Source organism: Micromonospora maritima, assembly GCF_902825405.1.
GTDB classification, from domain to species: domain Bacteria; phylum Actinomycetota; class Actinomycetes; order Mycobacteriales; family Micromonosporaceae; genus Micromonospora; species Micromonospora maritima.
Genome location: NZ_CADEAU010000024.1, coordinates 1 through 26528, shown reverse-complemented (window position 1 = coordinate 26528; position 26528 = coordinate 1). Strand labels below are relative to the sequence as shown.

29 protein-coding genes and 4 pseudogenes are annotated in these 26528 nt (G+C 71.0%); 16 read left to right on the top strand and 17 right to left on the bottom strand.

What is annotated here, in order from left to right:
* The coding region (locus HUW36_RS05195; RefSeq protein WP_174527066.1) for an EamA family transporter at window positions 1-351 on the bottom strand (351 nt) is incomplete at its 3' end.
* A 96-nt stretch (window positions 352-447) separates the two neighbouring features.
* Between HUW36_RS05195 and HUW36_RS05190 the strand changes: the two genes are divergently transcribed.
* From HUW36_RS05190 to ychF, 3 genes are read left to right on the top strand one after another with little or no spacing between them, the layout of a single operon-like run.
* The gene (locus tag HUW36_RS05190; protein ID WP_174527065.1) at window positions 448-960 is read left to right on the top strand and encodes a MarR family winged helix-turn-helix transcriptional regulator; all 513 of its coding nucleotides are present in this window, start codon (window positions 448-450) and stop codon (window positions 958-960) included.
* Window positions 961-991: 31 nt separating this feature from the next.
* Complete coding sequence (locus HUW36_RS05185) at window positions 992-1738, top strand: Type 1 glutamine amidotransferase-like domain-containing protein (RefSeq protein WP_174527064.1); 747 nt, start codon at window positions 992-994, stop codon at window positions 1736-1738.
* A 58-nt stretch (window positions 1739-1796) separates the two neighbouring features.
* Complete coding sequence (gene ychF, locus HUW36_RS05180; RefSeq protein ID WP_174527063.1) at window positions 1797-2882, top strand: redox-regulated ATPase YchF; 1086 nt, start codon at window positions 1797-1799, stop codon at window positions 2880-2882.
* A gap of 136 nt (window positions 2883-3018) precedes the next feature.
* Here the strand turns inward: ychF and HUW36_RS05175 are convergent, their stop codons facing one another.
* On the bottom strand, window positions 3019-3534 hold the full coding sequence (locus HUW36_RS05175) for a hypothetical protein (RefSeq protein ID WP_174527062.1): 516 nt from the start codon (window positions 3532-3534) through the stop codon (window positions 3019-3021).
* A gap of 330 nt (window positions 3535-3864) precedes the next feature.
* Here HUW36_RS05175 and HUW36_RS05170 point away from each other — a divergent pair, with 330 nt between their 5' ends.
* Together HUW36_RS05170 and HUW36_RS05165 are read left to right on the top strand one after the other, a co-directional pair.
* Window positions 3865-4281, top strand: a complete 417-nt coding sequence (locus HUW36_RS05170) for a carboxymuconolactone decarboxylase family protein (protein WP_174527061.1) — start codon at window positions 3865-3867, stop codon at window positions 4279-4281.
* Window positions 4282-5012: 731 nt separating this feature from the next.
* Window positions 5013-5500: pseudogene (locus HUW36_RS05165) on the top strand (hypothetical protein).
* A gap of 144 nt (window positions 5501-5644) precedes the next feature.
* Here HUW36_RS05165 and HUW36_RS05160 read toward each other — a convergent pair.
* Window positions 5645-6118: a hypothetical protein gene (locus tag HUW36_RS05160; protein WP_174527060.1), complete on the bottom strand. Its 474-nt coding sequence runs from the start codon at window positions 6116-6118 to the stop codon at window positions 5645-5647.
* Between the two features lie 273 nt (window positions 6119-6391).
* Entirely contained in the window at window positions 6392-6955 is a 564-nt protein-coding gene (locus HUW36_RS05155) for a DinB family protein (protein WP_174527059.1), read from the bottom strand.
* Between the two features lie 113 nt (window positions 6956-7068).
* Between HUW36_RS05155 and HUW36_RS05150 the strand changes: the two genes are divergently transcribed.
* From HUW36_RS05150 to HUW36_RS05140, 3 genes are all read left to right on the top strand, one after another.
* Window positions 7069-7395 carry a zinc finger domain-containing protein gene (locus tag HUW36_RS05150; RefSeq protein ID WP_174527058.1) on the top strand — a complete coding sequence of 109 codons (327 nt, stop codon included), beginning with the start codon at window positions 7069-7071 and terminating at the stop codon, window positions 7393-7395.
* 122 nt (window positions 7396-7517) lie between these two features.
* The gene (locus HUW36_RS05145; RefSeq protein ID WP_174527057.1) at window positions 7518-8606 is read left to right on the top strand and encodes a hypothetical protein; all 1089 of its coding nucleotides are present in this window, start codon (window positions 7518-7520) and stop codon (window positions 8604-8606) included.
* 136 nt (window positions 8607-8742) lie between these two features.
* Window positions 8743-9129, top strand: a complete 387-nt coding sequence (locus HUW36_RS05140) for a VOC family protein (protein ID WP_174527056.1) — start codon at window positions 8743-8745, stop codon at window positions 9127-9129.
* An 8-nt stretch (window positions 9130-9137) separates the two neighbouring features.
* Here the strand turns inward: HUW36_RS05140 and HUW36_RS05135 are convergent, their stop codons facing one another.
* From HUW36_RS05135 to HUW36_RS05115, 5 genes are all read right to left on the bottom strand, one after another.
* A complete protein-coding gene (locus HUW36_RS05135) occupies window positions 9138-9632 on the bottom strand; it encodes a GNAT family N-acetyltransferase (protein WP_174527055.1) in 495 nt (164 codons plus the stop codon).
* Window positions 9633-9729: 97 nt separating this feature from the next.
* Window positions 9730-10461 (bottom strand): class I SAM-dependent methyltransferase, encoded by a 732-nt coding sequence (locus HUW36_RS05130; RefSeq protein WP_174527054.1) that lies wholly within the window; start codon window positions 10459-10461, stop codon window positions 9730-9732.
* Between the two features lie 214 nt (window positions 10462-10675).
* Window positions 10676-11392, bottom strand: a complete 717-nt coding sequence (locus HUW36_RS05125; RefSeq protein ID WP_174527053.1) for a SanA/YdcF family protein — start codon at window positions 11390-11392, stop codon at window positions 10676-10678.
* A gap of 24 nt (window positions 11393-11416) precedes the next feature.
* Window positions 11417-11779: a PH domain-containing protein gene (locus HUW36_RS05120; protein WP_174527052.1), complete on the bottom strand. Its 363-nt coding sequence runs from the start codon at window positions 11777-11779 to the stop codon at window positions 11417-11419.
* Window positions 11780-11810: 31 nt separating this feature from the next.
* The gene (locus tag HUW36_RS05115; RefSeq protein ID WP_174527051.1) at window positions 11811-12119 is read right to left on the bottom strand and encodes a 4a-hydroxytetrahydrobiopterin dehydratase; all 309 of its coding nucleotides are present in this window, start codon (window positions 12117-12119) and stop codon (window positions 11811-11813) included.
* Between the two features lie 238 nt (window positions 12120-12357).
* Here HUW36_RS05115 and HUW36_RS05110 point away from each other — a divergent pair, with 238 nt between their 5' ends.
* Window positions 12358-12747, top strand: coding sequence for a (deoxy)nucleoside triphosphate pyrophosphohydrolase (locus tag HUW36_RS05110; protein ID WP_425487217.1), 390 nt, complete (start codon window positions 12358-12360; stop codon window positions 12745-12747).
* Between the two features lie 80 nt (window positions 12748-12827).
* On the opposite strand, the gene HUW36_RS05105 is transcribed toward HUW36_RS05110, so the two are convergent.
* From HUW36_RS05105 to HUW36_RS05090, 4 genes and pseudogenes are all read right to left on the bottom strand, one after another.
* Window positions 12828-13898: a succinate dehydrogenase/fumarate reductase iron-sulfur subunit gene (locus tag HUW36_RS05105; protein WP_174527049.1), complete on the bottom strand. Its 1071-nt coding sequence runs from the start codon at window positions 13896-13898 to the stop codon at window positions 12828-12830.
* Window positions 13898-15811 carry a fumarate reductase/succinate dehydrogenase flavoprotein subunit gene (locus HUW36_RS05100; RefSeq protein ID WP_174527048.1) on the bottom strand — a complete coding sequence of 638 codons (1914 nt, stop codon included), beginning with the start codon at window positions 15809-15811 and terminating at the stop codon, window positions 13898-13900. Before HUW36_RS05100 ends, HUW36_RS05105 begins: the two co-directional genes overlap by 1 nt.
* Before the next feature lie 11 nt (window positions 15812-15822).
* The gene (locus HUW36_RS05095; RefSeq protein ID WP_174527047.1) at window positions 15823-16629 is read right to left on the bottom strand and encodes a hypothetical protein; all 807 of its coding nucleotides are present in this window, start codon (window positions 16627-16629) and stop codon (window positions 15823-15825) included.
* A gap of 199 nt (window positions 16630-16828) precedes the next feature.
* Window positions 16829-17584: pseudogene (locus HUW36_RS05090) on the bottom strand (metallopeptidase TldD-related protein); the annotation flags it as partial.
* On the opposite strand from HUW36_RS05090, the pseudogene HUW36_RS05085 reads away from it, so the two are divergent.
* From HUW36_RS05085 to HUW36_RS05055, 7 genes and pseudogenes are all read left to right on the top strand, one after another.
* Window positions 17576-18388: pseudogene (locus HUW36_RS05085) on the top strand (THUMP-like domain-containing protein); the annotation flags it as partial. The pseudogenes HUW36_RS05090 and HUW36_RS05085 overlap by 9 nt on opposite strands.
* A gap of 67 nt (window positions 18389-18455) precedes the next feature.
* Window positions 18456-18935: a Cys-tRNA(Pro) deacylase gene (gene ybaK, locus HUW36_RS05080; RefSeq protein ID WP_174527046.1), complete on the top strand. Its 480-nt coding sequence runs from the start codon at window positions 18456-18458 to the stop codon at window positions 18933-18935.
* A 197-nt stretch (window positions 18936-19132) separates the two neighbouring features.
* Window positions 19133-20236, top strand: a complete 1104-nt coding sequence (locus HUW36_RS05075) for a sugar ABC transporter substrate-binding protein (protein ID WP_174527045.1) — start codon at window positions 19133-19135, stop codon at window positions 20234-20236.
* A 104-nt stretch (window positions 20237-20340) separates the two neighbouring features.
* Window positions 20341-21159 (top strand): ATP-binding cassette domain-containing protein, encoded by an 819-nt coding sequence (locus HUW36_RS05070; RefSeq protein WP_174527044.1) that lies wholly within the window; start codon window positions 20341-20343, stop codon window positions 21157-21159.
* A complete protein-coding gene (locus HUW36_RS05065; protein ID WP_174527043.1) occupies window positions 21156-22415 on the top strand; it encodes a sugar ABC transporter permease in 1260 nt (419 codons plus the stop codon). Before HUW36_RS05070 ends, HUW36_RS05065 begins: the two co-directional genes overlap by 4 nt.
* 31 nt (window positions 22416-22446) lie before the next feature.
* On the top strand, window positions 22447-23622 hold the full coding sequence (locus HUW36_RS05060; protein WP_174527042.1) for an ROK family protein: 1176 nt from the start codon (window positions 22447-22449) through the stop codon (window positions 23620-23622).
* Between the two features lie 94 nt (window positions 23623-23716).
* Window positions 23717-24454: a DUF4142 domain-containing protein gene (locus HUW36_RS05055; protein WP_174527041.1), complete on the top strand. Its 738-nt coding sequence runs from the start codon at window positions 23717-23719 to the stop codon at window positions 24452-24454.
* A 49-nt stretch (window positions 24455-24503) separates the two neighbouring features.
* Here the strand turns inward: HUW36_RS05055 and HUW36_RS05050 are convergent, their stop codons facing one another.
* From HUW36_RS05050 to HUW36_RS05035, 4 genes and pseudogenes are all read right to left on the bottom strand, one after another.
* On the bottom strand, window positions 24504-24758 hold the full coding sequence (locus tag HUW36_RS05050; RefSeq protein WP_174527040.1) for a hypothetical protein: 255 nt from the start codon (window positions 24756-24758) through the stop codon (window positions 24504-24506).
* 17 nt (window positions 24759-24775) lie between these two features.
* The gene (tsaD, locus tag HUW36_RS05045; protein ID WP_174527039.1) at window positions 24776-25822 is read right to left on the bottom strand and encodes a tRNA (adenosine(37)-N6)-threonylcarbamoyltransferase complex transferase subunit TsaD; all 1047 of its coding nucleotides are present in this window, start codon (window positions 25820-25822) and stop codon (window positions 24776-24778) included.
* A gap of 5 nt (window positions 25823-25827) precedes the next feature.
* Window positions 25828-26271, bottom strand: a complete 444-nt coding sequence (rimI, locus tag HUW36_RS05040) for a ribosomal protein S18-alanine N-acetyltransferase (protein WP_174527038.1) — start codon at window positions 26269-26271, stop codon at window positions 25828-25830.
* Window positions 26268-26528 (bottom strand): annotated as a pseudogene (locus HUW36_RS05035) (tRNA (adenosine(37)-N6)-threonylcarbamoyltransferase complex dimerization subunit type 1 TsaB); the annotation flags it as partial. The gene rimI and the pseudogene HUW36_RS05035, both read right to left, overlap by 4 nt.

Here is a 26528-nt window from a genome sequence, read left to right as displayed (position 1 = left end):
CCGGCCGGGCCGGTCCCGGAGCAGGGCGACGGTGAGCGCGACGACCAGCAGCGGCTGGACCGCCCCGAGTACGGCCGCGGTGCCGCCGGGCAGCCGGTAGGCGGCCACGAAGAGCAGCGGGAAGAACGCGCCGATGTTGAGCGCGCCGAGCAGCGCGGCGCGTCCCCACCAGAGGCCGTGCGGCCGCCGGCGGGTGAGTGCCAGCAGGAGCAGGCCGGCCGGCAGGGCGCGGACGGCGCCGGACCACAGCGGCCGGTCGGCGGGCAGCAGTTCGGCGGTGACCAGGTAGGTGGTGCCCCAGGTGACCGGTGCCAGGGCGGTGAGCGCGACGTCGGCCGGACGGTGGGTCATGCGGAAAACTCCTTGCTTCGCCACTAATTAGCTTAGCCCTAAGATAGTTAGGGTCGAGTAAAAGCGGAAGTGCGAGGTGCGGCACAATCGGCAACCGTGGCAACCGACGAGGTCGACCTGATCGTCGAGCAGTGGCGCCGGGAGCGCGCCGGCATGCGACCCGAGCCGATGGCCGTCTTCGGCCGCATCTACCGGCTCGCCCGGCTGGTCGGCGACCGCCAGGAGAAGGTGTACGCCGGCTGGGGCATCGGCCGCGGCGAGTTCGACGTGCTCGCCGCGCTGCGCCGCTCCGGGCCGCCGTACACCCTCGCGCCGAAGGCGCTCGCCGCGTCGCTGATGCTGACCTCGGGCGGCATGACCGGCCGGCTCGACCGGCTGGAACGGGCCGGGCTGGTCCGCCGTGCGCCCGACCCGGCGGACCGGCGGGCCCTGCGGGTCAGCCTCACCGACGTCGGCCGGCGGGTGGTCGAGGAGGCCGCCGAGGCCGGGCTGGAGGTGCAGCGGCGGATCCTCGAGACGCTGCCCCTCGCCGATCGGGAGCGGCTGGCCGACCTGTTGCGCGTTCTCCTGGCCGCGGCCGAGGCGGAACCGCCGGATCAGGCAGGATGATCTCGGACGCCACCGACCGGAAGGACCGGCCATGCCCGCCACCGAACCGACGATCGTCGCCACCAGCATGGGATTCGCCAGCCGTCGCCGGGGCCCGTGGGACGCCCGGCCGGGCCGGGTCTTCCCGCTGATGGCCGAGCTGGCCGGCGCCGGCGACTCGCCCCGGATCTGCTACCTGGCACAGGCCGTCGGGGACCAGCCGACCAGTCTCACGGTGTTCCACGGCGCCTTCGCCGGCACCCGGTTCCGCGCGTCCCACCTGGCGCTCTACCCGATGCCGAACGTCGACGACATCCGCGCCCACCTGCTCGCCCAGGACGTCATCTGGGTCGGCGGCGGCAGCGTGGCCAACCTGTGCGCGGTGTGGCGGGTGCACGGCCTGCCGGAGATCCTGCACGAGTGCTGGCAGGCCGGCGTGGTCCTCGGCGGGGTCTCCGCCGGCTCGATCTGCTGGCACGCCAGCGGCGCCACCGACAGCTACGGCCCGACCCTGCGGCCCTTCACCGAGGGGCTGGGCTGGCTGCCGTACGGCAACGGCGTGCACTACGACAGCGAGGAGCAGCGCCGGCCGCTGATGCACCGGCTGGTCGCCGACGGCACGCTGCCGACCAGCCACTGCACCGACGACGGCGTCGGGCTGGTCTACCGGGGCACCCGGCTGGCCGAGGCGGTGGCCGACCGCGAGGGCGTGTCGGCGTACGAGGTGAGCCGCGCCGAGGACGGCACCGCGCGGGAGACCCGGATCGAGCCGCGCCTGCTGCCCGCCGTACCGGACTGAGCGGGCCGGCGGACCTACCTGCCGGTCGCCGGCCGCGAGGCGCGTAAGCTGGTTCGTCGTGAGTCTCACCATCGGCATCGTCGGCCTGCCCAACGTGGGCAAGAGCACCCTGTTCAACGCGCTGACCAAGAACGACGTGCTCGCCGCGAACTACCCGTTCGCCACGATCGAGCCGAACGTCGGTGTGGTCGGGCTGCCCGACGAGCGGCTGGGCAAGCTGGCCGAGATCTTCTCCTCGCAGAAGGTGCTGCCGGCGCCCGTCTCCTTCGTCGACATCGCCGGCCTGGTGCGGGGCGCCTCGAAGGGGCAGGGCCGGGGCAACGCGTTCCTGGCCAACATCCGCGACGCCTCGGCGATCTGCCAGGTGGTGCGCGCCTTCTCCGACCCGAACGTGGTGCACGTCGACGGCAAGGTCTCCCCGGCCGACGACATCGAGACGATCAACACCGAGCTGATCCTGGCCGACATCCAGACGCTGGAGAAGGCGCTGCCCCGGCTGGAGAAGGAGGCCAAGCTCCGCAAGGACCGGGCCGCCGCCGTCGAGGCCGCCAAGAAGGCCGTCGAGGTCCTCGACAACGGCGTCACGCTGTACGCCGGCGCCGCGGCCGCGAAGGTCGAGCTGGAGCACCTGCGTGAGCTGCACCTGCTCACCACGAAGCCGTTCCTCTACGTCTTCAACGTCGACGAGGCGGAGCTGGGCAACGCCGAGTTCCTCGACGAGTTGCGCGGGCTGGTCGCCCCGGCCGAGGCGGTCTTCATGGATGCCAAGATCGAGTCTGAGCTGGTGGACCTGCCCGAGGACGAGGCGCGCGAGCTGCTGGAGTCGATCGGGCAGTCCGAGCCGGGCCTGGACCAGCTGGTCCGGGTGGGCTTCCGGACGCTCGGGCTCCAGACGTACCTGACCGCCGGCCCCAAGGAGGCGCGGGCCTGGACCGTCCCGGTCGGGGCGACCGCGCCGGAGGCCGCCGGGGTGATCCACAGCGACTTCCAGCGTGGCTTCATCAAGGCCGAGGTGGTCTCTTACGACGACCTGGTCCAGGCCGGATCGATGGCGGCGGCGAAGGCCGCCGGCAAGGTCCGGATCGAGGGCAAGGAGTACGTCATGCAGGACGGCGACGTGGTGGAGTTCCGCTTCAACGTCTGAGTCCGGCCCGTTCTCCCAGGTCAGGAGGGTGTGCCCGCGCTGTGGGGGCACATCAGGGGCACAACCCCACGCCTCATCGACCGCCCGGCGGGTGCGCTCCTCCGAGTCCGGCATCAGGTGCCCGTACGTGGACAGGTCACGCAGGGTCGAAGTTCCAGTGAGGTGGCAGGGCACCATCGCAGAGAGCGCAGGCGAAGTCGTCGTCTCGCACGATGTTGCGTTGCCCGCAGGCTGTGCAACGTCTGAAGGTCAGTGCGGCGGTGAAGCCGCCTGGATGTGGGATGCCGAGACGATCAAGTGCTGCGGCGACTGCCGGCCAGCAGTCAGGGTCTGGGCAGTAGCCGGTCGACTGGTTACTGACCGCCTGGACGACGTATCCGGTGTTGCTCGCGGCGAAGGTGATCTCTCCGGCGGCCAAGACGTCCTGCCCGGCAGCACAGGCAACATGCTCGCTTTGGCGGGGCGCGACCCGGAGCGTGCCACGAAGGTCGACGACGAAGGTCGCAGGCTCGTCGAGCTCAGTCGCCCGCCGAACATCGAGCCACATATCGAGCGCGCTTGGTGTGTCGGCGACGACGATCCCCACCAGACCCACCTGCTGGGCCAGGATCTCTGGTGGTCCGACGTACCGATACCGCTTGAGCCGCGTCACGGCGCGAAGCTACCCACGCTGGCTCTTGGCCGTCTATCGAGATTGGTCCGAGATGCCGGTCGCCTGTCCGGGCTGGCTGTCCCGGCCGTGGGTGGTGGCCGCGGTCTTGTCGGCCTGTCCCGCATCATGCGAAGTCAATCTATAACGGATCAAGCGGAATACGACAGATGTCGGGCTCCACTTGATGCGTTACGGATTGCTGTCACTTGATCCGTTACACATCCGGCTAGATGATCTCACTTGCGCCTGGCTATGTCTCGGTGGCCTTCAGCTGCGGTCGAAGTGCCCGTTCTCGACCGCTTTGCCCTCGTAGATGGAAGAGTAAGCATCATGGCGACGGACCATCAGGCAACGGCGGCGACAGACCTGGGATACGCCGCCGCGCTGGACGCGGCTGAGCGCCTGCTGGGCTTCCGCTTGGAGCGCTTTCTTGGCGCTACCCCTGGTGAGCCAGCTAACGGCGCAGACTTCAAGCGGATCGCGACGATGCACGCCTTCGGCGACGTTTGGCCGCGCACCGAGCACCTGGATACGCAGACGCGGGCACTGGTATCTGTAACCATCGCGGCAACACTCGGCGTCCTGGAGCCGCTACGCGGTCAGCTCCGCATCGCGCTCAACGCCGGCGCCACCAAGGAAGAGATCGCCGAGGTCTTCCTTCAGGTCGCGGTCTACGCCGGCGTAGCACGCGCGTTCGACGGCTACCAGGTCGCGGCCCAGGTCTTCGCAGAGGACCCGGAACGCTAAGGTACGGGTTTTCGTGATCGCACGATCCGGCAGTCACGGACAACTCCACCAACGCTCGGCGGACTGTCACCCATCATGTGAAGTCGACCTGTAACGCATCAAGCAAAGTCGGACAGCCGGCCGCCGGCGAAGTGGTTCAAAGTTTCTGTACGTCTTCAAGGCGGCCCTGAACGGGCCGCACACGCCGCCGCCTGGGCGCGCGTCCGTCGCTCCGCTGGCGCTCCGACTCCGGCCACGCAGAACGCCCGGCGGCTGGCGCGGAGAGCGGTAAGCCCAGGGGCCGCCGTAGACGGTAGCGGCGAGGGTGGTTGAGGTTTGTGGGCCGGCAGCCGGCCGGGCCGCGCCCGATTGGCGCGGCGCAGGGAAGGGCGCGCCGGGTCCGCGCGGCGGGTCGCGGAGGCGGGTCTGTGGCGGTTACCGCGCCTCCGGCGGGGGCGCAACGACTCCGAGATGGCCGGGGGTCCGTCGGCGCGTAGCGGTCCGTGGGTGGTTGCGCAGGGCCACCCCGCCAGCCGACGACCCGGGCAAGCCGAGCAGACCACCGCCCAGCCCGCCAGCGTCCGAACGGGCGTCAAGGTCCGCTTGACGTGGCGGACCGGGCGGCGGCCCGCTCCCCGGAGGGCGGGTCGGCGGCAGACGGGATGGCAACAGCGCGCGGTCTGTGAGCGTGCGCGATGCGGGCACGACTCAATAGGGATGCATGATCACCGCCGGTCAGCCAGCATGACGGGGTGCCTGACCTTGTGTGGGACGACGTCAAGAACTTCTTCGACCCGAACCTGATGGGTGCGTTGCCGGACGTGCGTGTCGAAAATGCTTCGGTGGGGACTGGCAGGCGGTGTTCGACCTGGTCCAGACGCAAGGCTGGAAGTGGGAGTACTCAGTGGGTGACGCGGTCGTACCGCTTCCCTCAGCAACCGATGTGCTGGCGCGATCTGCTGACGATGAGCTGCCGATCTTGCGGGTGTGGCTGGCTCCTGGTGTCCTGATTAACTTCTGGCCATACTCGGCGGTCGAGATCGACTTCGACATCGACCTGCGGGAGCTGCAAGGTCAGCAGCGGCTGGACATGATGTGCGGGTTCTTTGCATTGATCGGGCGCAGGCTGGACAAGCCGGTCTTGATGGCTTCCGAGGGTGACTACCAGCATCCGGTGCTCGGCTTTGATGTCGAAGCCGACCGTGTCGTGCTGCTGGCCGATCCACGGTTGGCCGGCTAGGCGCAGTGCTGTCCGTTGGCGGGTGACTAACTGGGTGACGATCGGTGCGGACAATCATGGACGCCTACGGACGCCGAAGGACCGTTGCGGCAACTCAACCTCGATGTGACGGCAGGTCACGGCCCGTTGATGGTTGCCTGGGGGTCAAGGAGTCGGATCATCTGCTGGATGGTCGCAAAGGAACGACTGCGCCGCTGCCTTCATGGCCGCTACCGCTTCCTCTGCCTGGTCATTCGTAACGCCCCATCCGGCGTACAGCTCTAAGAAGCGATCGCCCACCGCTCGAAGCTCAAGCATGCCGGAGTAGCACGCCTGCCAGTAAATCTCGTGGGCCAGGTCCTCGGGGTCGCCCTTCCCAGCAACTATGTTCGCTGCTGCCTCACGCATGAGGTGTAGCCGGGCGCCGCTCTTGTCCGGGACCGGACAGCCGAGCTCGTCCATCGTTTGGCGAAACAGGTCAACGGCTTCCCGTGACTGGCCCTTCGAAAGGCCGGCGAGCTCACGCAAGCTCGGAGAGTCAACGCCTCGGGTTAGTGCGTGAGCAGCCGCCATCGGCAGGTAATCGCCGACGGGCTCATCCATCGCCAGCCGGATGGCAAGGTCGCGCAGCTGCTTCATCTCGAAGAGGCTAAGCGGTGCGCGGATCACGGGCCAAGGCGTTTACGGCGGTGAGCAAGCTCGGGGAGGCGGGCAGGGGTGGGTAGCCCTCGACGAAGGTTCTGGGGCACAGGCGGGGCACAAGACACCGTGAAACGTCGTCAAGCAGTGCTGAACGGTGGCAGCCCGAGACTCCGCACGAGCGGGCGTCGAAGGCTGATCCCGCTGGTAGCGGTACAGCGGCTCTTAGTTCCGCTTCAACGTCTGAGTCGGCCGTCGCCCGCAGCCGGAGAGTCATGTGCGGCGCGAAGCGGTTCCGTCCTGCCAGCGGTAGAGGTCGCGCAGCAGGGAAATTTCCGCGCCGTGATGGATCAGCTCCCTGTTGACGTGCAGGATCCTGTTCTCCATGGGGAACCGCTCGGGACCTGCCGCGGGCGGATTCTCCAGGTCGGCGTCCGAGAGGTCGCGAACCCCCGCGTTCCATTTCCCATACATCTCATCGAGCTGGTTCAGCGCCTCGTCAGCGGTCCCGGCGTAGGCGAATGTCTCGGATTCAAGGTCCTGGCCGCCGAAGTACCATCCGACCCGATAGCCCAGACACGAGACGATGATGTGCGCCAGCCGCCAGGCGATCGTGGTCACTGGCGCCGGCACCGGGCCGGGGAAAATGTAGTCCATCGTCCATTCCCCCGAACCTTCGGACGTCGGTGCGACCGACGTGCCCCGCAGGCGGATGCTCCAGCAATCGCGCACCGGCTCCCAGAAGTACTCCTCGTCGGTGAGGCCCTCCAGCCGTGGCCGCAGGTTCCTGCGCCAGTACCAGTCCAGCTGCTCCGCGAGATGCTCGCTTCTCGTCACTCCCGCAACCTACGTGCAAACGGAGACGGCTGCGGCCCCTCGTGGACGTCGTGGATCAACACGAGGGGGCGGATGACGAGGTGCCAACGGGGCGACGGCGGGTATGCCGGACGATGCGGATCGACATCGACGAGCCGAGGGCCGCCGAGCAGTTCTGGGAAGGCATGCGGGAGGTGGCCGCCAGTGCCGCCCGGCACCAGGACCGCGACCTCTACCGGTCTCTCGTCAAGATCGGTCGAGCGGCGCTGGCCCAGGGTGCGGAACTCGTCCCGTCCTGCGGCCTGTTCCTTCCGTGTCCGGTCTGTGACTCCGTGCCCGGCGAACGGTGCATCAACGTGCCCGGCCATCCGCTGGGCAACACCACCCTCCACCGCCAGCGCGTCCAGCTGGCGGAGCGGGCGCTGCGGGGAGAGGTGCCGCTGCCCTCGTCCCTCACCTGACCGGTCGGCCCCACTCGCGCCGACCGGCTGCCGCGTCGGTCTTCGCGGAAGGGTCCACAGTGTAGAGACTCGACCCGTCGGGGGATGGGAGGGCGAGCCCCGGGTGCACTAGCCTGCGGCGCATGCGGACCGAGCGTGGGGTACGTCGATCCCTGTTGGCCGCCCTCGTCCTCACGGTGACCAGCATCGTCGTGAACTACTCGACGTCCCAGGTGCCCACCTTCCTGGCCGGCAACCTGTGGCTGGCGTGGGCGCTGACCGCCCTGTGCGTCGTCGCCTACCTGGTGTTGGAGTTCCGGCCCGCCGCGGATCCGGCCGAGCTGGGGCACGTCAGCCTGCGGGTGAGGCGACGCCACCTGCGCCCCGCGCTCGAACTGGACGCGATCCCGGTCGCCTCGAACGTCCGGATCAGCGCCGTCGAGTACGGCGAGGGCCCGCAGAAGCGGGTGCTGGTCCCCGGGCGCGACCTGTACGTCCTGCCGGCCGACTGGTCGCTTGCCGCAGCGGGGGCGGCGAACCCCCGCAGGGTCGACCTGCGCAGCGCCCTGACCGAGGCGGACGTCGCCCGGGCCACGCCGCTGCCGCATCGATTCGTGGTGCGGGGCACGTGTCGCGCGGCGGCCGGTGTCGTCCTGCACATCGTCACGGACCTCGCCTACCTGCAAGCCGTCTCCGGACGCCCACCGCACCGGCGCTTCGCCGCGGTCGGGCTGCTCGACCGCGGCGGCATACTGCCGTACGTCGACGGAGCGGCCCTGCACGGCGGGCACGTCGAGGTGGCGCGATCGACGGGCACCGTGGGGCTGGTCGTCGCCGTCGAGTGCATCGGCGGCCGGCCGGTGTCCCGTACGCCCTATCTTCTCGTCGTCCGCGCCGGGATCCGCTATCCCGAGGACGTCTGGCTCTCCCCGGCGACCGGTCGTCCGCTCCTGTCGGACCCGGACCTGGAACGCGCCCGGGTGGCGTTCGAGTCGCCGCAGCCGAACGGGCTGGCGACCGACATGTTCGCCTGTGACCTCGACGGCCGACGGATGAACAACCTGACCCGCAAGAGCGTCGACAGCTACGACGGTTTCGGGGACGGGACCCAGGTGACGTGGGTGGACCAGAGGCACCTGCGGGTGTTCTCGGAACTGGCTCCCGACCAGAGCACGCGCATCGTCCAGGACCGGGTCGAGGGGCGGAGCCGCCACACCGACGAGGTGCGCTAGTCCGCCGGGTCGGCGTGCCCCATCCGGCCCCCGCCCGTCGAGGTCGATCAAGGAGTTCGTGTCAGGATCCAACCGGACCGGAGACGCGAACTCCTTGGTCAACCGGAGCGGGAGCCCGAGCGAGCGGAGGTCGGACGTGACGTCGACGCACTGGAGCCTCGGTTGGGATGCCGCCGACCCGGAGCGGCTCGCCGCGTTCTGGGCCACCGCCCTGGGTTACGTGCCGGAGCCGGGCTACGACGATCCGGACGGCGCCTCCCTGGTCGACCCGGCCGGGCAGCGACCGGCGATCGGTTTCCTCCGGGTGCCCGAGGGCAAGGTCGCCAAGAACCGCGTGCACGTGGACGTCCGGGTCGCCGGTGAGCCGCCCTGGGACATGGCCGAACGCGCCTGTCTCATCCACGCGAAGGTCGCCGAACTCGTGGCGGCGGGCGCGGTCGTGGTGCGCGAGCAGCGGTACGGCGATCAGCTCGGGCACGTCACCATGCACGACCCGGAGGGCAACGAGTTCTGTGTCGCCTGACGCCCCGGTCAGGCGATCCGCGGGCTGCGCCGCTCGATGAGCGTGACGTCCCGCCAGACGCCGTGGTGCCGCCCGATCCGCTGCCGGGTGCCGACCACCCGGAACCCGCAGCGCTCGTGCAGGGCGAGGCTCGCGGTGTTCTCCGGGAACACGCCGGACTGGATGGTCCAGATCCCGGCCGCCTCGGTGGAGGCCGTCAACGCGTCCAGCAGGGCGCGGCCGACGCCCCGCCCCCGCGCCCCGGGGTGTACGTAGACGGAGTGCTCGACCACGCCGGCGTAGACGCAGCGGTCCGAGACCGCCGAGCAGGCCACCCAGCCGAGCACCTGCCCGGTCTGGTCGAGCGCCACCCAGCGGTGCCCGGGCAGCCGGCCGGCGGTGAACCGCGACCAGTCGGGCGGCTCGGTCTCGAACGTGGCGTTGCCCTCGGCGATGCCGAGGCGGTAGATCTCCAGCACGGCGTCGGCGTGCGTGTCGTCCATCGCGGCGACGGTGACGGTCATCGACCCCTCCTGACCCTGGCGGCCGAGGCCCGGCCGCGCCAGCGTAACCGGGACGACCGAGGGCCGGGAGGAAAGCCCCCGACCCTCGGCGCGACCGCTACCGGGTCCGGTAGACCGAGATGTGTGCCCGGCTGCCGGCGTCGAACGGGGTCCGGTCCCAGTCGGCGTACCGCTCGGCGAGGCGGAGCCCGGCGCGCTCGGCCATCTCGTCGATCTGCTCCGGCCAGGCGTACCGCATGGCGAACGGCTTGAGGTGCACGCCGGCGGAGTCGAACGTGACGGTCTGCCGCACGAACGTCTGCGCCGCCCGGTCGTACCGGTGCATGCGGATGGTGGCCGAGTCCTCGGTCACCTCCCGCACCTGGACCTGCTCGTCCCGGTCGAAGTCCGCCGGGTCGGGCACGAAGGTCTCGATGACGAACGCCCCGCCGGGGGCGAGCACCCGGGCGACGTTGCGGAAGCACGCCGTCTGGCGCTCTTCCGAGACCAGATTGAACAGCGTGTTGAACACCAGGAAGACCAGGCGGTACGGCCCGGCGACCGGGACGTCCGCCATGTCACCGATGGTGACCGGCATGTCCGCGCCGCCCGGCTTGGCGCGCAGGTGCGCCACCATCTCCGGGGACGCCTCGACGCCCTCCACGGTGAGACCGCGGGCGGCCAGCGGCAGGGCCACCCGGCCGGTGCCGACGGCCAGTTCGAGTACCGGGCCGCCCTCGGCCAGCGGGGCGAGGAAGTCGACAGCCGGCGCGGGGTCGGGATTGCCCGGGCCGTCGTAGGCGGCGGCCCAGAGCCGGCCGAACAGGCCGGGATCGTCGAAGACGGACATCACACGCCCTCCCGTCGGTCGGGTCGGACGTGACGCGGCGGGTGGTCAGCGACCTCCGCCGGAATGGGGTACGGATACACGAAGCCTCGTTTCGGCAGGGATGACGACGGGTCGGTTGGGCTTCGCTGCGTCGGGCATGGCGGTGCTCCCTCCGGTCGGCTCCGAGAGGTCCAGCAGACCAGCCGACGCCACCGGGCGACAACCGGATTACCCCTCAGCCGGCCCGCAGGGCGTCGTCGACCCCGGTCTCCCGGCGGCCCAGGTGCACCGGGTCGCGGCCGGAGAGCACGTCCACCGCGGCCTTCACGGCCGCGCCGTACTCCCGGGTGGTGCTGATCCGCCACTGCTCGGCGTACCGGCGGGCGGTGTCGTCGCCGACGCCGTTGGCGTCGATGCCGAGCCGCCGGCAGAGCGTCACCGCGCGGGGCAGGTGGAACGACTGGGTGACCACCGTGGCCTGCCGCACCCCGAAGACGCGTCGGGCCCGGGCGCACGAGTCGTAGGTGTCGAAGCCGGCGTGGTCCAGCACCACCCTGTCCGCCGGCACCCCCCGCTCGACCAGCCAGCGCCGCATCGCGTCCGGCTCGTCGTAGTCCCAGTTCATGTGGTCGCCGGAGACCAGGACCACCGTGACCTTGCCGGCGGCGAAGAGTTGCCGCGCGATCTCCAGCCGGCCGGCCAGGAACGGCGACGGCGTGCCGTCGGGCTCGACCTTCGCGCCGAGCACCAGCGCCACCGGCGCCTGCGGCACGTCGGCGGCGGTGAACACGTGCCCCTCGGCGCCGTCGCGGATCCATACCACGCTGGCCGCGGTCACCGCGGCCAGCAGCACCGCGCCGAGGGCGCCGACCAGGAGGGTCCGGCGGATCAGGCGTACGGCTCGCCGGTCGATGTCCCACCAGGCGCGCCACCGCGCGGCTCGTCCCCCCACGGCGGCGATTGTGTCACCGTCCGATCAGGAGATGTGGTGCAGGATCACGTTGTGCACGTGGTGGCTCTTCTCCGCGCCACGGAACTCGACCTCGTAGGTGTGCGTGCCGACGTGCACGGCGATCGCGCCGGTGGAGAAGAACGAGCCACCCCAGTGCTTGTTGCTCACCACGCTCACGCTCGTGACCTTCGAGTACGGGATGCTGGTGATGGCGTACCGCTTGCCGACGAAGGAGCGGTCCTGGATGATCACCCGCCGGTCGGTCAGGCCGATGAAGCCGGTGCCGGTGCCGATCGCGTCGTAGACGGCGATGATCTGTTCACCGGGCAGCAGGCCGCTCTGGATCTGCTGGAACTGTTCCTTGCGGTCGTACGTGGGGCCGGACATGTCCCTCACGGTAGGGCAGGCGCGCCAGCGCTCAGCGCTCGGTGACCGCCCGGACCGCGTCCTCGATGCGCGCGGCCAGCAGCACCTCACCCTCGGTGAGCGGTTCGTCGTCACCGTGGCCCACCTTGATCTGGGTGTGGTCGGCCCGACGGCTGATCTCGGGACGCAGGCGCAGCGCGTCGGCCACCACGGCCACCCGCTCGGTCAGGGCGGCGTGTTGGGTGTCGTCGAGGACGAGCGTGCGGCGGATCTGCTCACCCTCACGGGTCCATCCGGGCAGCAGGGCGAGCGCGTCGCTGAGGTAGTCGTGCTTCGCCCGGCCGCTGAACAGCACGCGCATCACCGCACCTCCCAGGCGTCGTTGCCGGCTTGTGGCCAAATCGTCGCCATCCCGTGTCCCAGTCGACGCCCTCTAGTCTGTCGCCGCACAGATGGTGTGTCCACGCCCACACTTCCGTGTTCTGTTGGCCTGACGGTCGACTCAGCTACCCAAACCGCCGATTGATCTGGCACGCTGGTGGCTCGTGCGGACCGAACGGGTTACCGGGAACGGGCAGGCCGACCGGCGGGAGCCGAGGGTGGTGGTCGGGGCGGCGATCATCGTGGCCGGCCGGGTCCTCGCCTGCGAACGTTCCGCGCCCCCCGAGGTGGCGGGGCGGTGGGAGTTCCCCGGCGGCAAGGTCGAGCCGGGGGAGACCGAGCCCGAGGCGTTGGCCCGGGAGTGCGCCGAGGAACTGGGCGTCCGGGTCTCGGTCGGCGAGCGGGTGGGCCGGGACGTGCGGATGGCCCACGGCCGGTCCGTCCTGCGCGTCTACGCCGCCCGCCTGCTCCACGGTGACCAACCGGAGGCGTTGGAGCACGCCGAGCTGCGCTGGCTCTCGGCCGCCGAGCTGGACAGCGTCGACTGGCTGCCGGCCGACGTGCCGATCGTGCCCGCGCTGCGCCCACTGCTCGCCGCCTCCGTCTGAGCCCGCGAACCGGACGACCGGGCGGAGACGAGACGGGGGCCGGCGGCGTGTGCCGCTGGCCCCCGTGATCGTCGCGCTGCTCAGTGCTTCGGCTCGTCCTGCTGCGGGTGGGCGAAGTTGAGGTGCTCCGGCGGCAGCGGGAACTCCACGTCGTCGCCGAACGGCGACGGCGCGGCGGCCCGGTCGAAGGTCAACTCGGTCAGCGGCAGCTTGCCGCTGGAGTCGACAGCCGGGGCGGTCGGGTGCGGCACCTCGCGCTGCCAGTTGACGCCCTGCTGGGCCTGGCGCTCGGCGCTGCTGTCGTGCGAGCCGCCGGCGTGCGAGTGCACGCCGCCGTGTGCCGCACCGGCGGTCACCGCACCGCTGGAATGCCCGCTGGTCGCGCTGGTCTGAGGCACCTGACCCCTCCGGAAGATCTTGTTACCGAGCCACACAAGGGGATCGTACCTGCGGTCGACGACCCGTTCCTTCATGGGGATGATCCCGTTGTCGGTGATCTTGATGTGCTCGGGGCAGACCTCGGTGCAGCACTTGGTGATGTTGCAGAAGCCCAGTCCCATCTCGGACTGCGCGTACTCCTTGCGGTCGGTCTTCGCGTCCAGCGGGTGCATGTCCAGCTCGGCGGCGCGGATGAAGAACCGGGGACCGGAGAACGCCTGCTTGTTCTCGTCGTGGTCGCGGATCACGTGGCAGACGTTCTGGCACAGGAAGCACTCGATGCACTTGCGGAACTCCTGCGAGCGCTCGACGTCGACCTGCTGCATCCGGTAGTCACCGGGCGCCACGTCGGCCGGCGGCGCGAACGCCGGCGTCTCCCGGGCCTTCTCGTAGTTGAACGAGACGTCCGTGACCAGGTCCCGGATCACCGGGAACGTCCGCAGCGGGGTGACCGTGACGGTCTCGGTCTCCTCGAACGTCGACATCCGGGTCATGCAGCCCAGCCGCGGCTTGCCGTTGATCTCCATGGAGCAGGAGCCACACTTGCCGGCCTTGCAGTTCCACCGGCACGCCAGGTCCGGCGCCTCGGTGGCCTGGAGCCGGTGGATCACGTCGAGGACGACCTCGCCCTCGTTCACCTCGACCGCGTAGTCCTTGAGGTCGCCGCCGGTCTCGTCGCCCCGCCAGATGCGGAACTGGCGCTTACTTCCCATCAGTTGTTCGCCTCCTCGGTGAGGGCGTCGAACTCGGCGAGTTCAGAGTCGGTCAGGTACTTGGACAGCTCCGCCCGGTCGAACAGCCCGATCAGCTCCGGCCGCATCTTCGGCAGCGGCTTGTGGGTCAGCCGGACCGTGTCGCCGTCCAGCGAGCAGACCAGGTTGACGCGCCGCCACTTCGGGTCCATCGCCGGGTAGTCCTCCCGGGTGTGCCCGCCGCGCGACTCCTGCCGCTCCAGCGCCGCCTTCGCGGTGCACTCCGAGACCACGAGCATGTTGCGCAGGTCCAGCGCCAGGTGCCAGCCCGGGTTGTAGCGCCGGCCGCCGACCGCGCTCACTTTCGCCACCCGCTCCCGCAGCTCGGCCAGCCGGCCCAGCGCGTCGGCCAGCTCGCCCTCCCGCCGGATGATGCCGACCAGGTCGCCCATGACCACCTGGAGGTCCTGCTGGAGCTGGTACGGGCTCTCGCCGGTGTCCCGCTGCAACGGCGCCAGCGCCGTCTCCACCGCGGCCTCCACCGCCGCCACCGACACCGCCGGGCGGGCGGCCAGCTGGTCGGTGTACGTGGCCGCGTGGCCGCCCGCCCGCTTGCCGAAGACCAGCAGGTCGGACAGGGAGTTGCCGCCCAGCCGGTTGGAGCCGTGCATTCCGCCGGAGACCTCACCGGCGGCGAAGAGCCCACGTACGGTGCCGGCCGCCGCGCCGGAGTCGGGGTCCACCTCGACGCCGCCCATCACGTAGTGGCAGGTCGGGCCGACCTCCATCGGCTCCTTGGTGATGTCGACGTCGGCCAGTTCCTTGAACTGGTGGTACATCGAGGGCAGCCGGCGGCGGATCTCCTCGGCCGACTTGCGGGAGGCGATGTCCAGGTAGACGCCGCCCGCCGGCGTACCCCGACCGGCCTTGACCTCGCTGTTGATCGCGCGGGCGACCTCGTCGCGGGGCAGCAGCTCCGGCGGACGCCTGTTGTTGTCCGGGTCGGTGTACCAGCGGTCCGCCTCCTCCTCGGTCTCCGCGTACTGCTTGCGGAAGACGTCGGGGACGTAGTCGAACATGAACCGCTTGCCGTCGGAGTTCTTCAGCACGCCGCCGTCGCCGCGCACCGACTCGGTGACCAGGATGCCCTTCACCGAGGGCGGCCAGACCATGCCGGTCGGGTGGAACTGGAGGAACTCCATGTTGATCAGCGTGGCGCCGGCGCGCAGCGCGAGCGCGTGACCGTCCCCAGTGTACTCCCAGGAGTTCGAGGTGACCTTGTAGGACCGACCGACCCCGCCGGTCGCCAGCACCACGGCCGGCGCCTCGAAGAGGACGAACTCACCGGACTCCCGGTAGTAGCCGAACGCGCCGGCCACCCGGTCGCCGTCGAGCAGCAGCTCGGTGACCGTGGTCTCGGCGAACACCCGGATCCGGGCGTCGTAGCTGCCGAACTCCCGCTGGTCCTCCTGCTGGAGCGACACGATCTTCTGCTGGAGCGTGCGGATCAGCTCCAGGCCGGTCCGGTCGCCGACGTGCGCCAGGCGCGGGTACTCGTGGCCGCCGAAGTTGCGCTGCGAGATCTTCCCGTCCTTGGTGCGGTCGAAGAGCGCACCGTACGTCTCCAGCTCCCAGATCCGCTGCGGCGACTCCTTGGCGTGCAGCTCGGCCATCCGGAAGTTGTTGAGGAACTTGCCGCCGCGCATGGTGTCGCGGAAGTGGACCTGCCAGTTGTCCCGCGAGTTCACGTTGCCCATCGCGGCCGCCGCGCCACCCTCGGCCATCACCGTGTGCGCCTTGCCGAACAGCGACTTCGAGATGATCGCGGTCTTCTTGCCGGCCAACCGGGCCTCGATCGCCGCACGCAGGCCGGCGCCACCGGCCCCGATCACGACGACGTCGTAGTGGTGTCGTTCGATTCGCGTCTCAGTCATGTCAGGGGCCTTCAGTTGATGAACCGCAGGTCGGGGAACCAGTTGGCCGCGAGCGCCATCACGTAGAAGTCGGTGAGCGCCAGCGTGCCCAGGGTGATCCAGGCGAGCTGCATGTGCCGCACGTTCAGCCAGGACACGCCGGTCCACGCCTTGTAGCGCACCGGGTGCTTCGAGAAGTGCTTGAGCCGGCCGCCGATGATGTGCCGGCAGGAGTGGCAGGAGATCGTGTACGCCCAGAGCATGACCACGTTGACCAGCAGGACGATGTTGCCCAGCCCGAAGCCGAAGCCCTCCGGGGAGTGGAAGGCGAGGATCGCGTCCCAGGTGTTGATCAGTGAGATGATCGCGGCGGCGTAGAAGAAGTAGCGGTGCAGGTTCTGCCCGAGCAGCGGGAAGCGGGTCTCACCGCTGTAGGACTGGTGCCCGTCCGGGACGGCGCACGCCGGCGGGGACAGCCAGAACGACCGGTAGTAGGCCTTGCGGTAGTAGTAGCAGGTGAGCCGGAACAGCAGCAGGAACGGCAGGGTCAGCGCCGCGTCCGGAATGATCCACCAGCCGGGCAGGAAGCGGCCGAAGTGCGCGGCACCCTCGACGCAGCGTTCGGTCACGCAGGGGGAGTAGAACGGCGTCAGGTAGTGGTATTCCTCGACCCAGTAGAAGTCGTGCATGAACACCCGGACGGTCGCGTAGATGACCCACGCGCTCAGCCCGACGACGGTGATCAATGGCGCGAACCACCAGCGGTCGGTCCGCAACGTCTTCGCCGCGATGGCGGCACGCGCCCGCGCTCCCCGCGGTCTCGTTGCCGTTGATGTCATTCGAGTCATCTCCCTGACGTCACTGTCACGTCCTGCGCACGCGCGGGACCACGCCGGTGAACCGGCGCGGCTAAGTGACACACGTTACGCCGATCTTCACGGCCCGGCCGCGCAACGCAGTGTCCCGTGTGTCCCGCTGGTTGGAAAGACCCGGATCATGATCAATATGCCGGCGGCGGCGTCGGGTCGGCGTCGCGGCTCAGCCGGACGCGCCGCCGGTGAAGTTCCACGAGGACAGCCGCAGGGCGGGCGCCTCCCACCAGGACCCGTCGACCCGGTCCGGCTGGCGGACCGGCGACCGGCCCAGGCCGAGCACGCGGCCCGGCCCCATCGCCCGCGGGTACGACTCGGTGAACCGGAAGTCCCGCACCGCCCGTACCGGTACGCCGTCCTCGACCAGCCAGACCCCGTTACGCGTCAGCCCGGTGACCACCAGCTGCTTCGGGTCCAGCACCCGGGTGTACCAGAAGTCGCTGACCAGCAATCCGCGCCGCACGCCGGCCACCAGGGCCGCGGTGTCCGGGTCGCCCACCGCCCCGGTCACCCCGGCGCTCACCGGTCCGGCCGCGACCCCGGCGTCGACCGTGTCCGGGGTGCCCGGCAGCAGGCGGAGGTTGTGCGGGATCGGCCCGAACGTCGACCCGCCGGGCATGCCGTGCCCGGTGGACGCGGCGCCCGCCTCCGCGCCGCTGCGCCTGTCGTACGCCACCGCCCGGGTGGTGCCGGCCTCCACCAGCGGCAACGCCCGCCGGGGCGTGCCCTCCAGGTCGAACGGCAGCGTCGAGGCGTGCAGCGGGTCGTCCACCAGCGTCACCGCCGGGTCGAACTGGGCGGCGCCCGGCTCGGCGAAGGACTGCCGTTCGGCGTACCGCTTGCCGTTGAAGCCGAACCAGGCGAGATTCTGCAACAGGTCGGCGACCGCCGCGGGTTCGAGCACCACCTCGTAGCGGCCGGGCTGGCCGACCTGGTCACGGTGGAGTGCGGCGACGCCACCGCGTTCGACGTGGGCCGGGTCGACGGGGCGTTCTGCGATCCGGCCCGGCGCCGGGCCGGCACCGGTCGGCGCATCTTCGACCCGAACGCCTACTCGCCGCCGTGGGACTTCGTCGTCGGGCTCGCCGCGCGGGTGCCGCGCACCGTGGTGAAGGTGGCGCCCGGGTTGGACCACGCGCTGATCCCGGCCGGCGCCGAGGCGGAGTGGGTGAGCGTCGACGGGGACCTGGTGGAGGCCGCGCTCTGGTGCGGTGAGCTGGCCGGCGTCCCCCGCCGCGCCACCGTGCTGCGGGAGAAGGAAGGGCCCCCTGTTAACGCCTCCGGTAGAGGAGGGGCCCCCTTTTATCAGCTGACCGGCACCGGCGCGGTCGACGCGGCGGTGGGCCCGGTCCGGGGGTTCCTGTACGACCCGGACCCGGCGGTGGTGCGCGCGCACCTGGTCGCGGAGCTGGCCGCCGACCTCGACGCCACGCTGGCCGACCCGTCCATCGCCTACCTCTACGCGGACGCGCCCCGGCCCACCCCGTTCGCGCGCTGCCTGGAAGTCACCGACGTGCTGCCGTTCTCGCTCAAGCGCCTGCGCGCGCTGCTGCGGGAGCGCCGGGTCGGCCGGGTGGAGATCCTCAAGCGTGGTTCGGCGCTGGAGCCGGAGAAACTGCGCCGCGACCTGCGCCTGTCCGGCGACGCGGCGGCCAGCCTGGTGCTGACCCGGGTGGCCGGCGCGCCCACCGTGCTGATCTGCCGCCCGGTGCCGGCCGCCGCCTGACCGCCGCCGTCCGACCGGCGCCCGTTCCGGCTCGCCGGGGAGCCGCGGCCGGGTTAGCTTGACGGTCATGGCGGGACAGGGCACTCCGGCGACCGCGCTGCTGGCCAAGCGGAGGATCGCGCACAGCACGCACCCGTACGACGTCTCGCCGGACGCGCCGAACTACGGCGCGCTGGTCGCCGCCGCGCTCGGGGTGCCGCCGGAGCGGGTGTTCAAGTCGCTGGTCACCGAGGTGGACGGCGCGCTGACCGTGGCCGTGGTGCCGGTGACCGGCGAGCTGGACCTGAAGGCCCTCGCCGCGGCGGTGGGCGGCAAGCGGGCGGGGCTGGCCGAGCGGGCGGTGGCCGAGCGGGCGACCGGGTACGTCCGGGGCGGGATCAGCCCGCTCGGGCAGCGCCGGCGGCTGCCGACCGTGGTCGACGCCTCCGCGTCGGCGTTCCCGACGGTGTACGTCTCGGCCGGCCGCCGGGGCCTTCAGGTGCAGCTCGCACCGGGTGACCTGGTGGCGCTCACCGGGGCGCGGACCGCCCCGATCGCCGCCGGCTGAAACCGCCCGCGGCGGGACGGTGGGAGCGTTTCCGCAGTGGGTGTCGGCCGGGTGACAACCGCGTTGCTGAATTGTTACCGCCGCCAACAAACTTCTGACCTCGGCACTCTTGCGGAGCGCCGGACGCGAGGAATACGTTGCCGGACACAACAAAACATCGACCTCTACTCCCCCACCCCCCGAAAGGACCCGTGCACATGCGCAAGGGACTCCTCACCTTCGCGGCCGTCGGTCTCCTCGCGACCGGCAGCATGGCCGCCTGTGGTGACAACGGCGGTTCTTCCGACCAGGCCGGCGGCTCCACCGACAAGAAGCCGAAGATCGGCGTGATCCTGCCGGACAGCAAGTCCTCCGCCCGCTGGGAGGGCGCGGACCGCAAGTTCCTCAAGGAGGCGTTCGACGCCGCCGGCGTGGAGTCGGACATCCAGAACGCGCAGAACGACAAGACCGCGTTCCAGACCATCGCCGACCAGATGATCACCAACGGCGTCAACGTCCTGATGATCGTCAACCTCGACTCCGGCACCGGCAAGGCCGTGCTCGACAAGGCCAAGTCGCAGGGCGTCGCCACCATCGACTACGACCGGCTGACGCTGGGCGGCTCCGCCCAGTACTACGTCAGCTTCGACAACGAGGCCGTCGGCAAGCTCCAGGGCGAGGGCCTGAGCAAGTGCCTGACCGACAAGGGCGTCAAGAACCCGTCGATCGCGTACCTCAACGGCTCGCCGACCGACAACAACGCCACCCTGTTCAAGAACGGGTACGACTCGGTCCTCAAGCCGAAGTTCGACTCGAAGGAGTACACCAAGGTCGCCGACGACTCGGTGCCGGCCTGGGACAACGCGCAGGCCGCCACGATCTTCGAGCAGCAGCTGACCAAGGCCGGCGGCAAGATCGACGGCGTGCTCGCCGCCAACGACGGCCTGGGCAACGCGGCCATCTCGGTGCTCAAGAAGAACAAGCTCAACGGCAAGGTCCCGGTGACCGGTCAGGACGCCACCAAGGAGGGCCTGCAGAACATCCTCGCCGGTGACCAGTGCATGACCGTCTACAAGGCGGTCAAGAAGGAGGCGGACGCCGCCGCCGAGCTGGCCATCGCGCTCGCCAAGGGCGAGAAGAAGGACACCGGGCAGACCGTCAAGGACCCGGAGGGCAACCGGGACGTGCCGGCCGTGCTGCTGGAGCCGAAGGCCATCTACAAGGACAACGTCAAGGACGTGGTGGCCGACAACTACGTCACCAAGGAAGAGCTCTGCACCGGTGCGTTCGCCAAGCTCTGCACCGACGCCGGCGTGAGCTGACCCAACCCGCTTCAGGCGGCGCCGCCCGGCACGGGGAGACCCGCGTCGGGCGGCGCCCACGCCGGACGGGATCCGAGACCTCCCTCCGCCCAAAGGAGACACCCGTGTCCGCAACCCCCCTGCTGGAGCTACGCGGGATCGACAAGAGCTTCGGTCCCGTCCAGGTGCTGCGTGACGTCGCCTTCACCGCGCACCCGGGTGAGGTGACCGCGCTGGTCGGCGACAACGGCGCCGGCAAGTCGACCCTGGTCAAGTGCATCAGCGGCATCTACCCGACCGACGCCGGCGAGTTCCTCTTCGACGGCCGGCCGGTGAGCATCAACAGCCCCCGGGACGCCGCCGCGCTCGGGATCGAGGTCGTCTACCAGGACCTGGCGCTCTGCGACAACCTCGACATCGTGCAGAACATGTTCCTCGGCCGGGAGAAGCGCAGCGGCATCGTGCTCGACGAGCCGACCATGGAGCAGATGGCCGCCGAGACCCTGGCCGGCCTCAGCGTCCGCACCGTGAAGTCGCTGCGCCAGCACGTGTCCAGCCTCTCCGGCGGCCAGCGGCAGACCGTCGCCATCGCCAAGGCCGTGCTCTGGAACAGCAAGCTGGTCATCCTGGACGAGCCGACCGCCGCGCTCGGCGTCGCGCAGACCGCCCAGGTGCTGGAGCTGGTCCGCCGGCTGGCCGACAACGGCCTGGCCGTCGTGCTCATCTCGCACAACATGAACGACGTCTTCGCCGTCTCCGACCGGATCGCCGCGCTCTACCTCGGCCAGATGGTCGCCCAGGTGAAGACCACCGACATCACCCACTCGCAGGTGGTCGAGCTGATCACCGCCGGCCGTTCCGGCGGCCTCGGCCTCGCCGGCGAACCGGGCAGCAACGGCACCGGCGCCGCGCCCGCCGACACCACCCCAGGAGCCGTCCGATGACCGCCACCGTCGTGAAGAAGGAAGGCCCCGCCGGCGTCGCTCCGGCGCCTACCGTGGGCAACCACGTGAACAACTACTGGCGCCGGGTACGCGGCGGCGACATCGGCGCCCTGCCCGCGGTGATCATGCTCCTGGTGCTCGCCGTGGGCTTCTCGATCGCCCGCCCGTCGTTCTTCACCGCCGGTAACCTCGCGAACCTGTTCACCCAGGGCGCCGCGGTCACGTTGATCGCCATGGGTCTGGTGTTCGTGCTGCTGCTCGGCGAGATCGACCTCTCCGCCGGCTTCGCCAGCGGCGTCTGCGCCGCGATCCTGGCCAACGTGGTCACCGTGCTCGGCTACCCCTGGTACGTCGCGGTGCTCGCCGCCGTCGTCACCGGCGTGGTCATCGGCACCGTGCTCGGCCTGCTGGTCGCGAAGGTCGGCATCCCGTCCTTCGTGGTCACCCTCGCCGGCTTCCTCGCCTTCCAGGGCGTCGTGCTGACGCTGATGGACGAGGGCGCCAACATCGCGGTCCGCGACGACACCCTGGTCGCGATCGCCAACCGCAACCTCTCCCCCGCGCTGGGCTGGGCGCTGGCCGCGCTGGCCGTCGCCGGGTACGCGGCCGTGCAGCTGCTGCGGCACCGCAACCGGTCCGCCCGCGGCCTGCTCACCGACCCGATCGCCGTGGTCGCGGCCCGGATCGGCGGGCTCGCCGTGATCCTCGGCCTCGCGGTCTACGTGCTCAACCTGGAGCGCAGCCGCAACGTTCTGGTCGTCTCGCTCAAGGGCGTGCCGATCGTGGTGCCGATCATCGCGGTGCTGCTCGTCGTCTGGACGTTCGTGCTCCAGCGCACCAGCTACGGCCGGCACATCTACGCCGTCGGCGGCAACGCCGAGGCGGCCCGCCGGGCCGGCATCAGCGTGGACCGGATCCGCATCTCCGTGTTCGTCATCTGCTCCGGGATGGCCGCCATCGGCGGCATCGTGGCGGCCAGCCGGGCCAACTCGGTCGACCCCAACACCGGTGGCAGTAACGTACTGCTCTACGCCGTCGGCGCGGCGGTGATCGGCGGCACCAGCCTCTTCGGCGGCAAGGGCCGGGTCCTCGACGCCGTGCTCGGTGGCGCGGTGGTCGCGGTGATCGACAACGGTATGGGACTGATGGGTTACAGCTCGGGCGTGAAGTTCGTGGTCACCGGCGTGGTGCTGCTCGCCGCGGCGACCATCGACGCGCTGTCACGACGACGCGCCGCCGCCACCGGCGTGCGCTGACCCCGGGTACGGACACACCATGGCAGTGGCAATGCGCGCGGGACCGAGCCAGGACGAGATCCGCCGGCAGAACCTGGGCGCATTGCTCCGCTACGTGCACGTGCACGGGGCCACCACACGCGCGGAACTGACCACCGCGCTCGGGCTCAACCGCAGCACCATCGGCGCGCTGACCGCGGACCTGGCCGGCGCCGGTCTGGTCAGCGAGGGGACGCCGAAGGAGACCGGCCGGGCCGGGCGACCGTCACTTGTCGTCCGGCCCGAGTCGGGACGGGTCTACGCGTACGCGTACAGCGTCGAGGTGGACCGACTGCGCGCCGCGCGGGTCGGGCTCGGCGGCGAGGTGCTCGACCGCCGGGAGCTGGACCGGCCGCGCAACCTGGTCGCCGGCGAGGCCGCCCCGCTGCTGGCCGGCGCGGTCAAGGAGATGCACCACTCGGTGCCGCCCGACTCGTTCTGCGTGGGCGCCGGGGTGGCCGTGTGCGGCATGGTCCGCCGCGACGACGGGCTGGTCCGGCTGAGTCCGACGACCGGCTGGGTGGACGAGCCGATCGGCGCGGCGCTCGCCGACGAGCTGGGCATCGACGTACCGATAACGGTGGGGAACGTGGCCGACGTGGCCGCGTACGCCGAGCACGCCCGGGGCGCGGCGACCGGCTGCGACAACGTCATCTACCTGTACGGCGACGTCGGCGTGGGGGCCGGCATCATCGCCGGCGGGCGGCGGCTGACCGGGCACGGGGGCTACGGCGGCGAGGTCGGCCACATGGTGGTGGTCCGCGACGGCGTGCGCTGCGACTGCGGTCGGCGCGGCTGCTGGGAGACCGAGATCGGCGAGCACGGGCTGCTGCGCGCGGCCGGCCGGTCCGAGGCGCGCGGGCGGGAGGCCCTGCTGGCCGTGTTCGACGCCGCCGACCGGGGGGACGCCCGGGCGCAGAGCGCGGTCCGGCAGGCCGGCGACTGGCTCGGCTTCGGCGTGGCCAACCTGGTCAACATCTTCAACCCGGAGATGGTCATCTTCGGCGGCACCATGCGCGACCTCTACCTGGCCGCCGCGGCCCAGGTCCGCAGCCGGCTCAACTCCAACGGGCTGCCCGCGTGCCTGGAGCACGTGCGCCTGCGTACCCCGAAGCTCGGTGACGACGCGGCGCTGATCGGCGCGGCCGAGCTGGCCTTCGAACGCCTCCTGGCCGACCCGCTGAACTGATCGGCCCGCCGATCCGTACCAGTGTGCGGACGGCCGGTGGGCTCGGCCGTCCGCGACCCCACGTAGCGGTCCGGACCGAGGAGGCAACCCAACCATGGCATCGCTGGAATCCGCACGTCGCCGACTGGCGCACCGGGTGACCCTGCTGCTCGTCGTGATCGGCGCGGGGATCGGCGTCCTTCCCGGCGCGGCGCTGGCCGCGCCGAACCCCGGCGTGCAGATGAACGCCGCCGACATGACGCTGCTCAACGGCGTCCGGCTGGCCGGGCTCTGGGAGATGCCGGCCGGCACGATGGCCGCGGAGAAGGGCAAGTCACCCCGGGTACGGGAGGTCGGCGCGGAGATCGCCCGCCAGCACGGCGTGCTGGACCAGCTGGTGGTCGAGGCGGCCAACAAGCTGGGCGCGGTCCTGCCGACGGACCCGACGACCCAGCAGAAGGGGTGGCTGACCGAGATGCAGAACGCCACCGGCGCGCAGTTCGACCAGATCTTCGTCACCCGGCTCCGGGTCGCCCACGGCAACATCTTCCCGGTGATCGGCGCGGTCCGGGCCAGCACCAAGGACCCGATCGTGCGCAAGCTCGCCGAGGACGCGAACAAGTTCGTCAACGACCACATGACCATGCTGGAGAGCACCGGGCTGGTCCGCTGGCAGCAGTTGCCGCCGCCCGCGCTCCCGCCGGCGCAGAGCGACTCGCTGGTCGCGGCCGCCCAGGCGAACGTGGGCAGCGGCGGCGGGCTCCAGGTGGGCACCGGGATCGTGTGGGCGGTCTTCCTGATCGCGCTGGGCACCGGGGGTTACACGACCTGGCGGCTGATGCGCCGCGCCTGAGCGGTGAGGAAGGGGCCCCGGTCGTGGACCGGGGCCCCTTCTCGTACCGTCAGCGGTCGACCTGGGTGAAGTCCCAGCTGTGCGGCGGTCGGGCGACCAGGCGCATGGGCGGCTCGGGCAGCTCACGCGGGTTGTTCCGCCACTTGGAAATCACCACGAGCCGGTGGTCGGTGGAGGAGAACACCTCACTGGAGACGTGCATCGGGTCGTGCTCGAACTCGGGCAGCGCCGTCTCGCACACCCAGGTGATCAGCTCGGCGAAGCCGTACGACTCGGCCTTCGCCTCCCACATCCGGACGATCATGTCGGTCCCCTCCCCGTTCAGACGCTGACCACGGTCAGCGGCATGGCGGAGTCGGCCGGCAGGTCGAGCCGGCTCGGCGCGACACCCGCGGCGACCAGGTGCGACCCGAGCGCGGCCACCATCGCGCCGTTGTCCGTGCAGAGTTTCGGCCGGGGCGTACGCACCCGGATGCCGTGCCTGTCGGCCCGGTGCTCGGCCATCGCCCGCAGCCGGGAGTTGGCGGCCACCCCACCGCCGATCACCAGCGTGTCGATGCCGCTGCTGCGGCACGCGTCCAACGCCTTGCCGACGAGCACGTCGCAGACCGCCTCCTGGAAGGACGCCGCCACGTCGGCCACCGGCACCGGCTCGCCGGCCCGCTGCCGCGCCTCCACCCACCGCGCCACCGCCGTCTTCAGCCCGGAGAAGGAGAAGTCGAAGCGGTGACCGACCAGGTCCTTCGCGGCGGTCAGCCCGCGCGGGAACGCGATCGCCGCCGGGTCGCCGGCCCGCGCCTCACGGTCGATGTACGGGCCACCGGGGAACGGCAGCCCGAGCAGCCGGGCCACCTTGTCGAACGCCTCGCCGGCCGCGTCGTCGATGGTGGCGCCGAGCGGGACGACGTCGCGGGCCAGGTCGTCGACGCGCAGCAGCGAGGAGTGCCCGCCGGAGACCAGCAGCGCGATCGCCGGCTCGGGCAGCGGGCCGTGCTCCAGCGTGTCCACGGCCACGTGCGCGGCGAGGTGGTTCACCCCGTACACCGGCTTCTCCGCCGCCACCGCGTACCCCTTGGCGGCGGCGACGCCGACGAGCAGCGCGCCGGCCAGGCCGGGACCGGAGGTCACCGCGATGGCGTCGATGTCGGCGATGGTGACACCCGCCTCGCGCAGCGCCCGGTCCATGGTCGGCACGATCGCCTCCAGGTGGGCCCGGCTGGCCACCTCGGGCACCACCCCGCCGAACCGGGCGTGTTCCTCGACGCTGGAGGCCAGCGCGTCGGCGAGCAGCGTGTGCCCGCGCACGATGCCCACGCCTGTCTCGTCGCAGGAGGTCTCGATGCCCAGGACCAGGGGTTCGTCAGCCATGCTCGTCAGTCCTCGGTGCGCTGCATGACCAGCGCGTCGGTGTTGCTCGGTTGGTAGTAGCCGCGCCGCACGCCGATCGGCTCGAAGCCGTAGGTGGCGTAGAGGCGCTGGGCCGGACCGTTGTCCGCGGCGACCTCCAGCAGCGTGCTGCGGACGCCGCGCCGGGCCGCCTCGGCCAGCAGCGCCTCCAGCAGCAGCCGGCCGATCCCCCGCCGCTGGGCATCGCGGCGCACCGCGACGTTCTGCACCCACGCCTCGTCGGGCGGGGCCACGGCCAGCCCGGCGTAGCCGAGCACCGAGCCGTCGTCGTCCGTGGCGACCAGGTAGAAGTGCCCGTTGGCGAGTTCGTTCCAGAACATCGCCGCCGACCACTGCTCGGCGCCGAACAGGTCCACCTCGATGGGCAGCACCTCGTCGACGTGCCACCACCGGAACCGGCCGAGCCTCACGGCAGGACCGGCTTGTGGCCGGTGGCCGCGACGGCGTCCGGTCGGCGCAGGTAGAGCGGGGTCAGCGGATCACCGGGGGCGCCAGCGCGGATCCGCTCGGCGGCCAGACGGGCCAGCGCCAGCGGGTCCGGGTACCGGGGTTCCTCCCGGACCGGCAGCCCGAGCACGTCCGCGTACCGGTGCGCGCCGTCGCCGACCGCGACGGTGACGGCCAGCTCGCGGGCCCGCTCGGCGACCACCGCCGGGGCCGCCACGTC

Excerpts from the sequence above, each read along its gene's own strand:
- HUW36_RS05185 (WP_174527064.1), top strand. The coding sequence starts at position 992 with ATGCCCGCCACCGAACCGACGATCGTCGCCACCAGCATGGGATTCGCC.
- HUW36_RS05170 (WP_174527061.1), top strand. The coding sequence starts at position 3,865 with ATGGCGACGGACCATCAGGCAACGGCGGCGACAGACCTGGGATACGCC.
- HUW36_RS05160 (WP_174527060.1), bottom strand. The coding sequence starts at position 6,118 with ATGAAGCAGCTGCGCGACCTTGCCATCCGGCTGGCGATGGATGAGCCC.
- HUW36_RS05150 (WP_174527058.1), top strand. The coding sequence starts at position 7,069 with ATGCGGATCGACATCGACGAGCCGAGGGCCGCCGAGCAGTTCTGGGAA.
- HUW36_RS05145 (WP_174527057.1), top strand. The coding sequence starts at position 7,518 with ATGCGGACCGAGCGTGGGGTACGTCGATCCCTGTTGGCCGCCCTCGTC.
- HUW36_RS05135 (WP_174527055.1), bottom strand. The coding sequence starts at position 9,632 with ATGACCGTCACCGTCGCCGCGATGGACGACACGCACGCCGACGCCGTG.
- HUW36_RS05130 (WP_174527054.1), bottom strand. The coding sequence starts at position 10,461 with ATGTCCGTCTTCGACGATCCCGGCCTGTTCGGCCGGCTCTGGGCCGCC.
- HUW36_RS05120 (WP_174527052.1), bottom strand. The coding sequence starts at position 11,779 with ATGTCCGGCCCCACGTACGACCGCAAGGAACAGTTCCAGCAGATCCAG.
- HUW36_RS05115 (WP_174527051.1), bottom strand. The coding sequence starts at position 12,119 with ATGCGCGTGCTGTTCAGCGGCCGGGCGAAGCACGACTACCTCAGCGAC.
- HUW36_RS05105 (WP_174527049.1), bottom strand. The coding sequence starts at position 13,898 with ATGGGAAGTAAGCGCCAGTTCCGCATCTGGCGGGGCGACGAGACCGGC.
- HUW36_RS05100 (WP_174527048.1), bottom strand. The coding sequence starts at position 15,811 with ATGACTGAGACGCGAATCGAACGACACCACTACGACGTCGTCGTGATC.
- HUW36_RS05095 (WP_174527047.1), bottom strand. The coding sequence starts at position 16,629 with ATGACATCAACGGCAACGAGACCGCGGGGAGCGCGGGCGCGTGCCGCC.
- ybaK (WP_174527046.1), top strand. The coding sequence starts at position 18,456 with ATGGCGGGACAGGGCACTCCGGCGACCGCGCTGCTGGCCAAGCGGAGG.
- HUW36_RS05075 (WP_174527045.1), top strand. The coding sequence starts at position 19,133 with ATGCGCAAGGGACTCCTCACCTTCGCGGCCGTCGGTCTCCTCGCGACC.
- HUW36_RS05065 (WP_174527043.1), top strand. The coding sequence starts at position 21,156 with ATGACCGCCACCGTCGTGAAGAAGGAAGGCCCCGCCGGCGTCGCTCCG.
- HUW36_RS05060 (WP_174527042.1), top strand. The coding sequence starts at position 22,447 with ATGCGCGCGGGACCGAGCCAGGACGAGATCCGCCGGCAGAACCTGGGC.
- HUW36_RS05055 (WP_174527041.1), top strand. The coding sequence starts at position 23,717 with ATGGCATCGCTGGAATCCGCACGTCGCCGACTGGCGCACCGGGTGACC.
- HUW36_RS05050 (WP_174527040.1), bottom strand. The coding sequence starts at position 24,758 with ATGATCGTCCGGATGTGGGAGGCGAAGGCCGAGTCGTACGGCTTCGCC.
- tsaD (WP_174527039.1), bottom strand. The coding sequence starts at position 25,822 with ATGGCTGACGAACCCCTGGTCCTGGGCATCGAGACCTCCTGCGACGAG.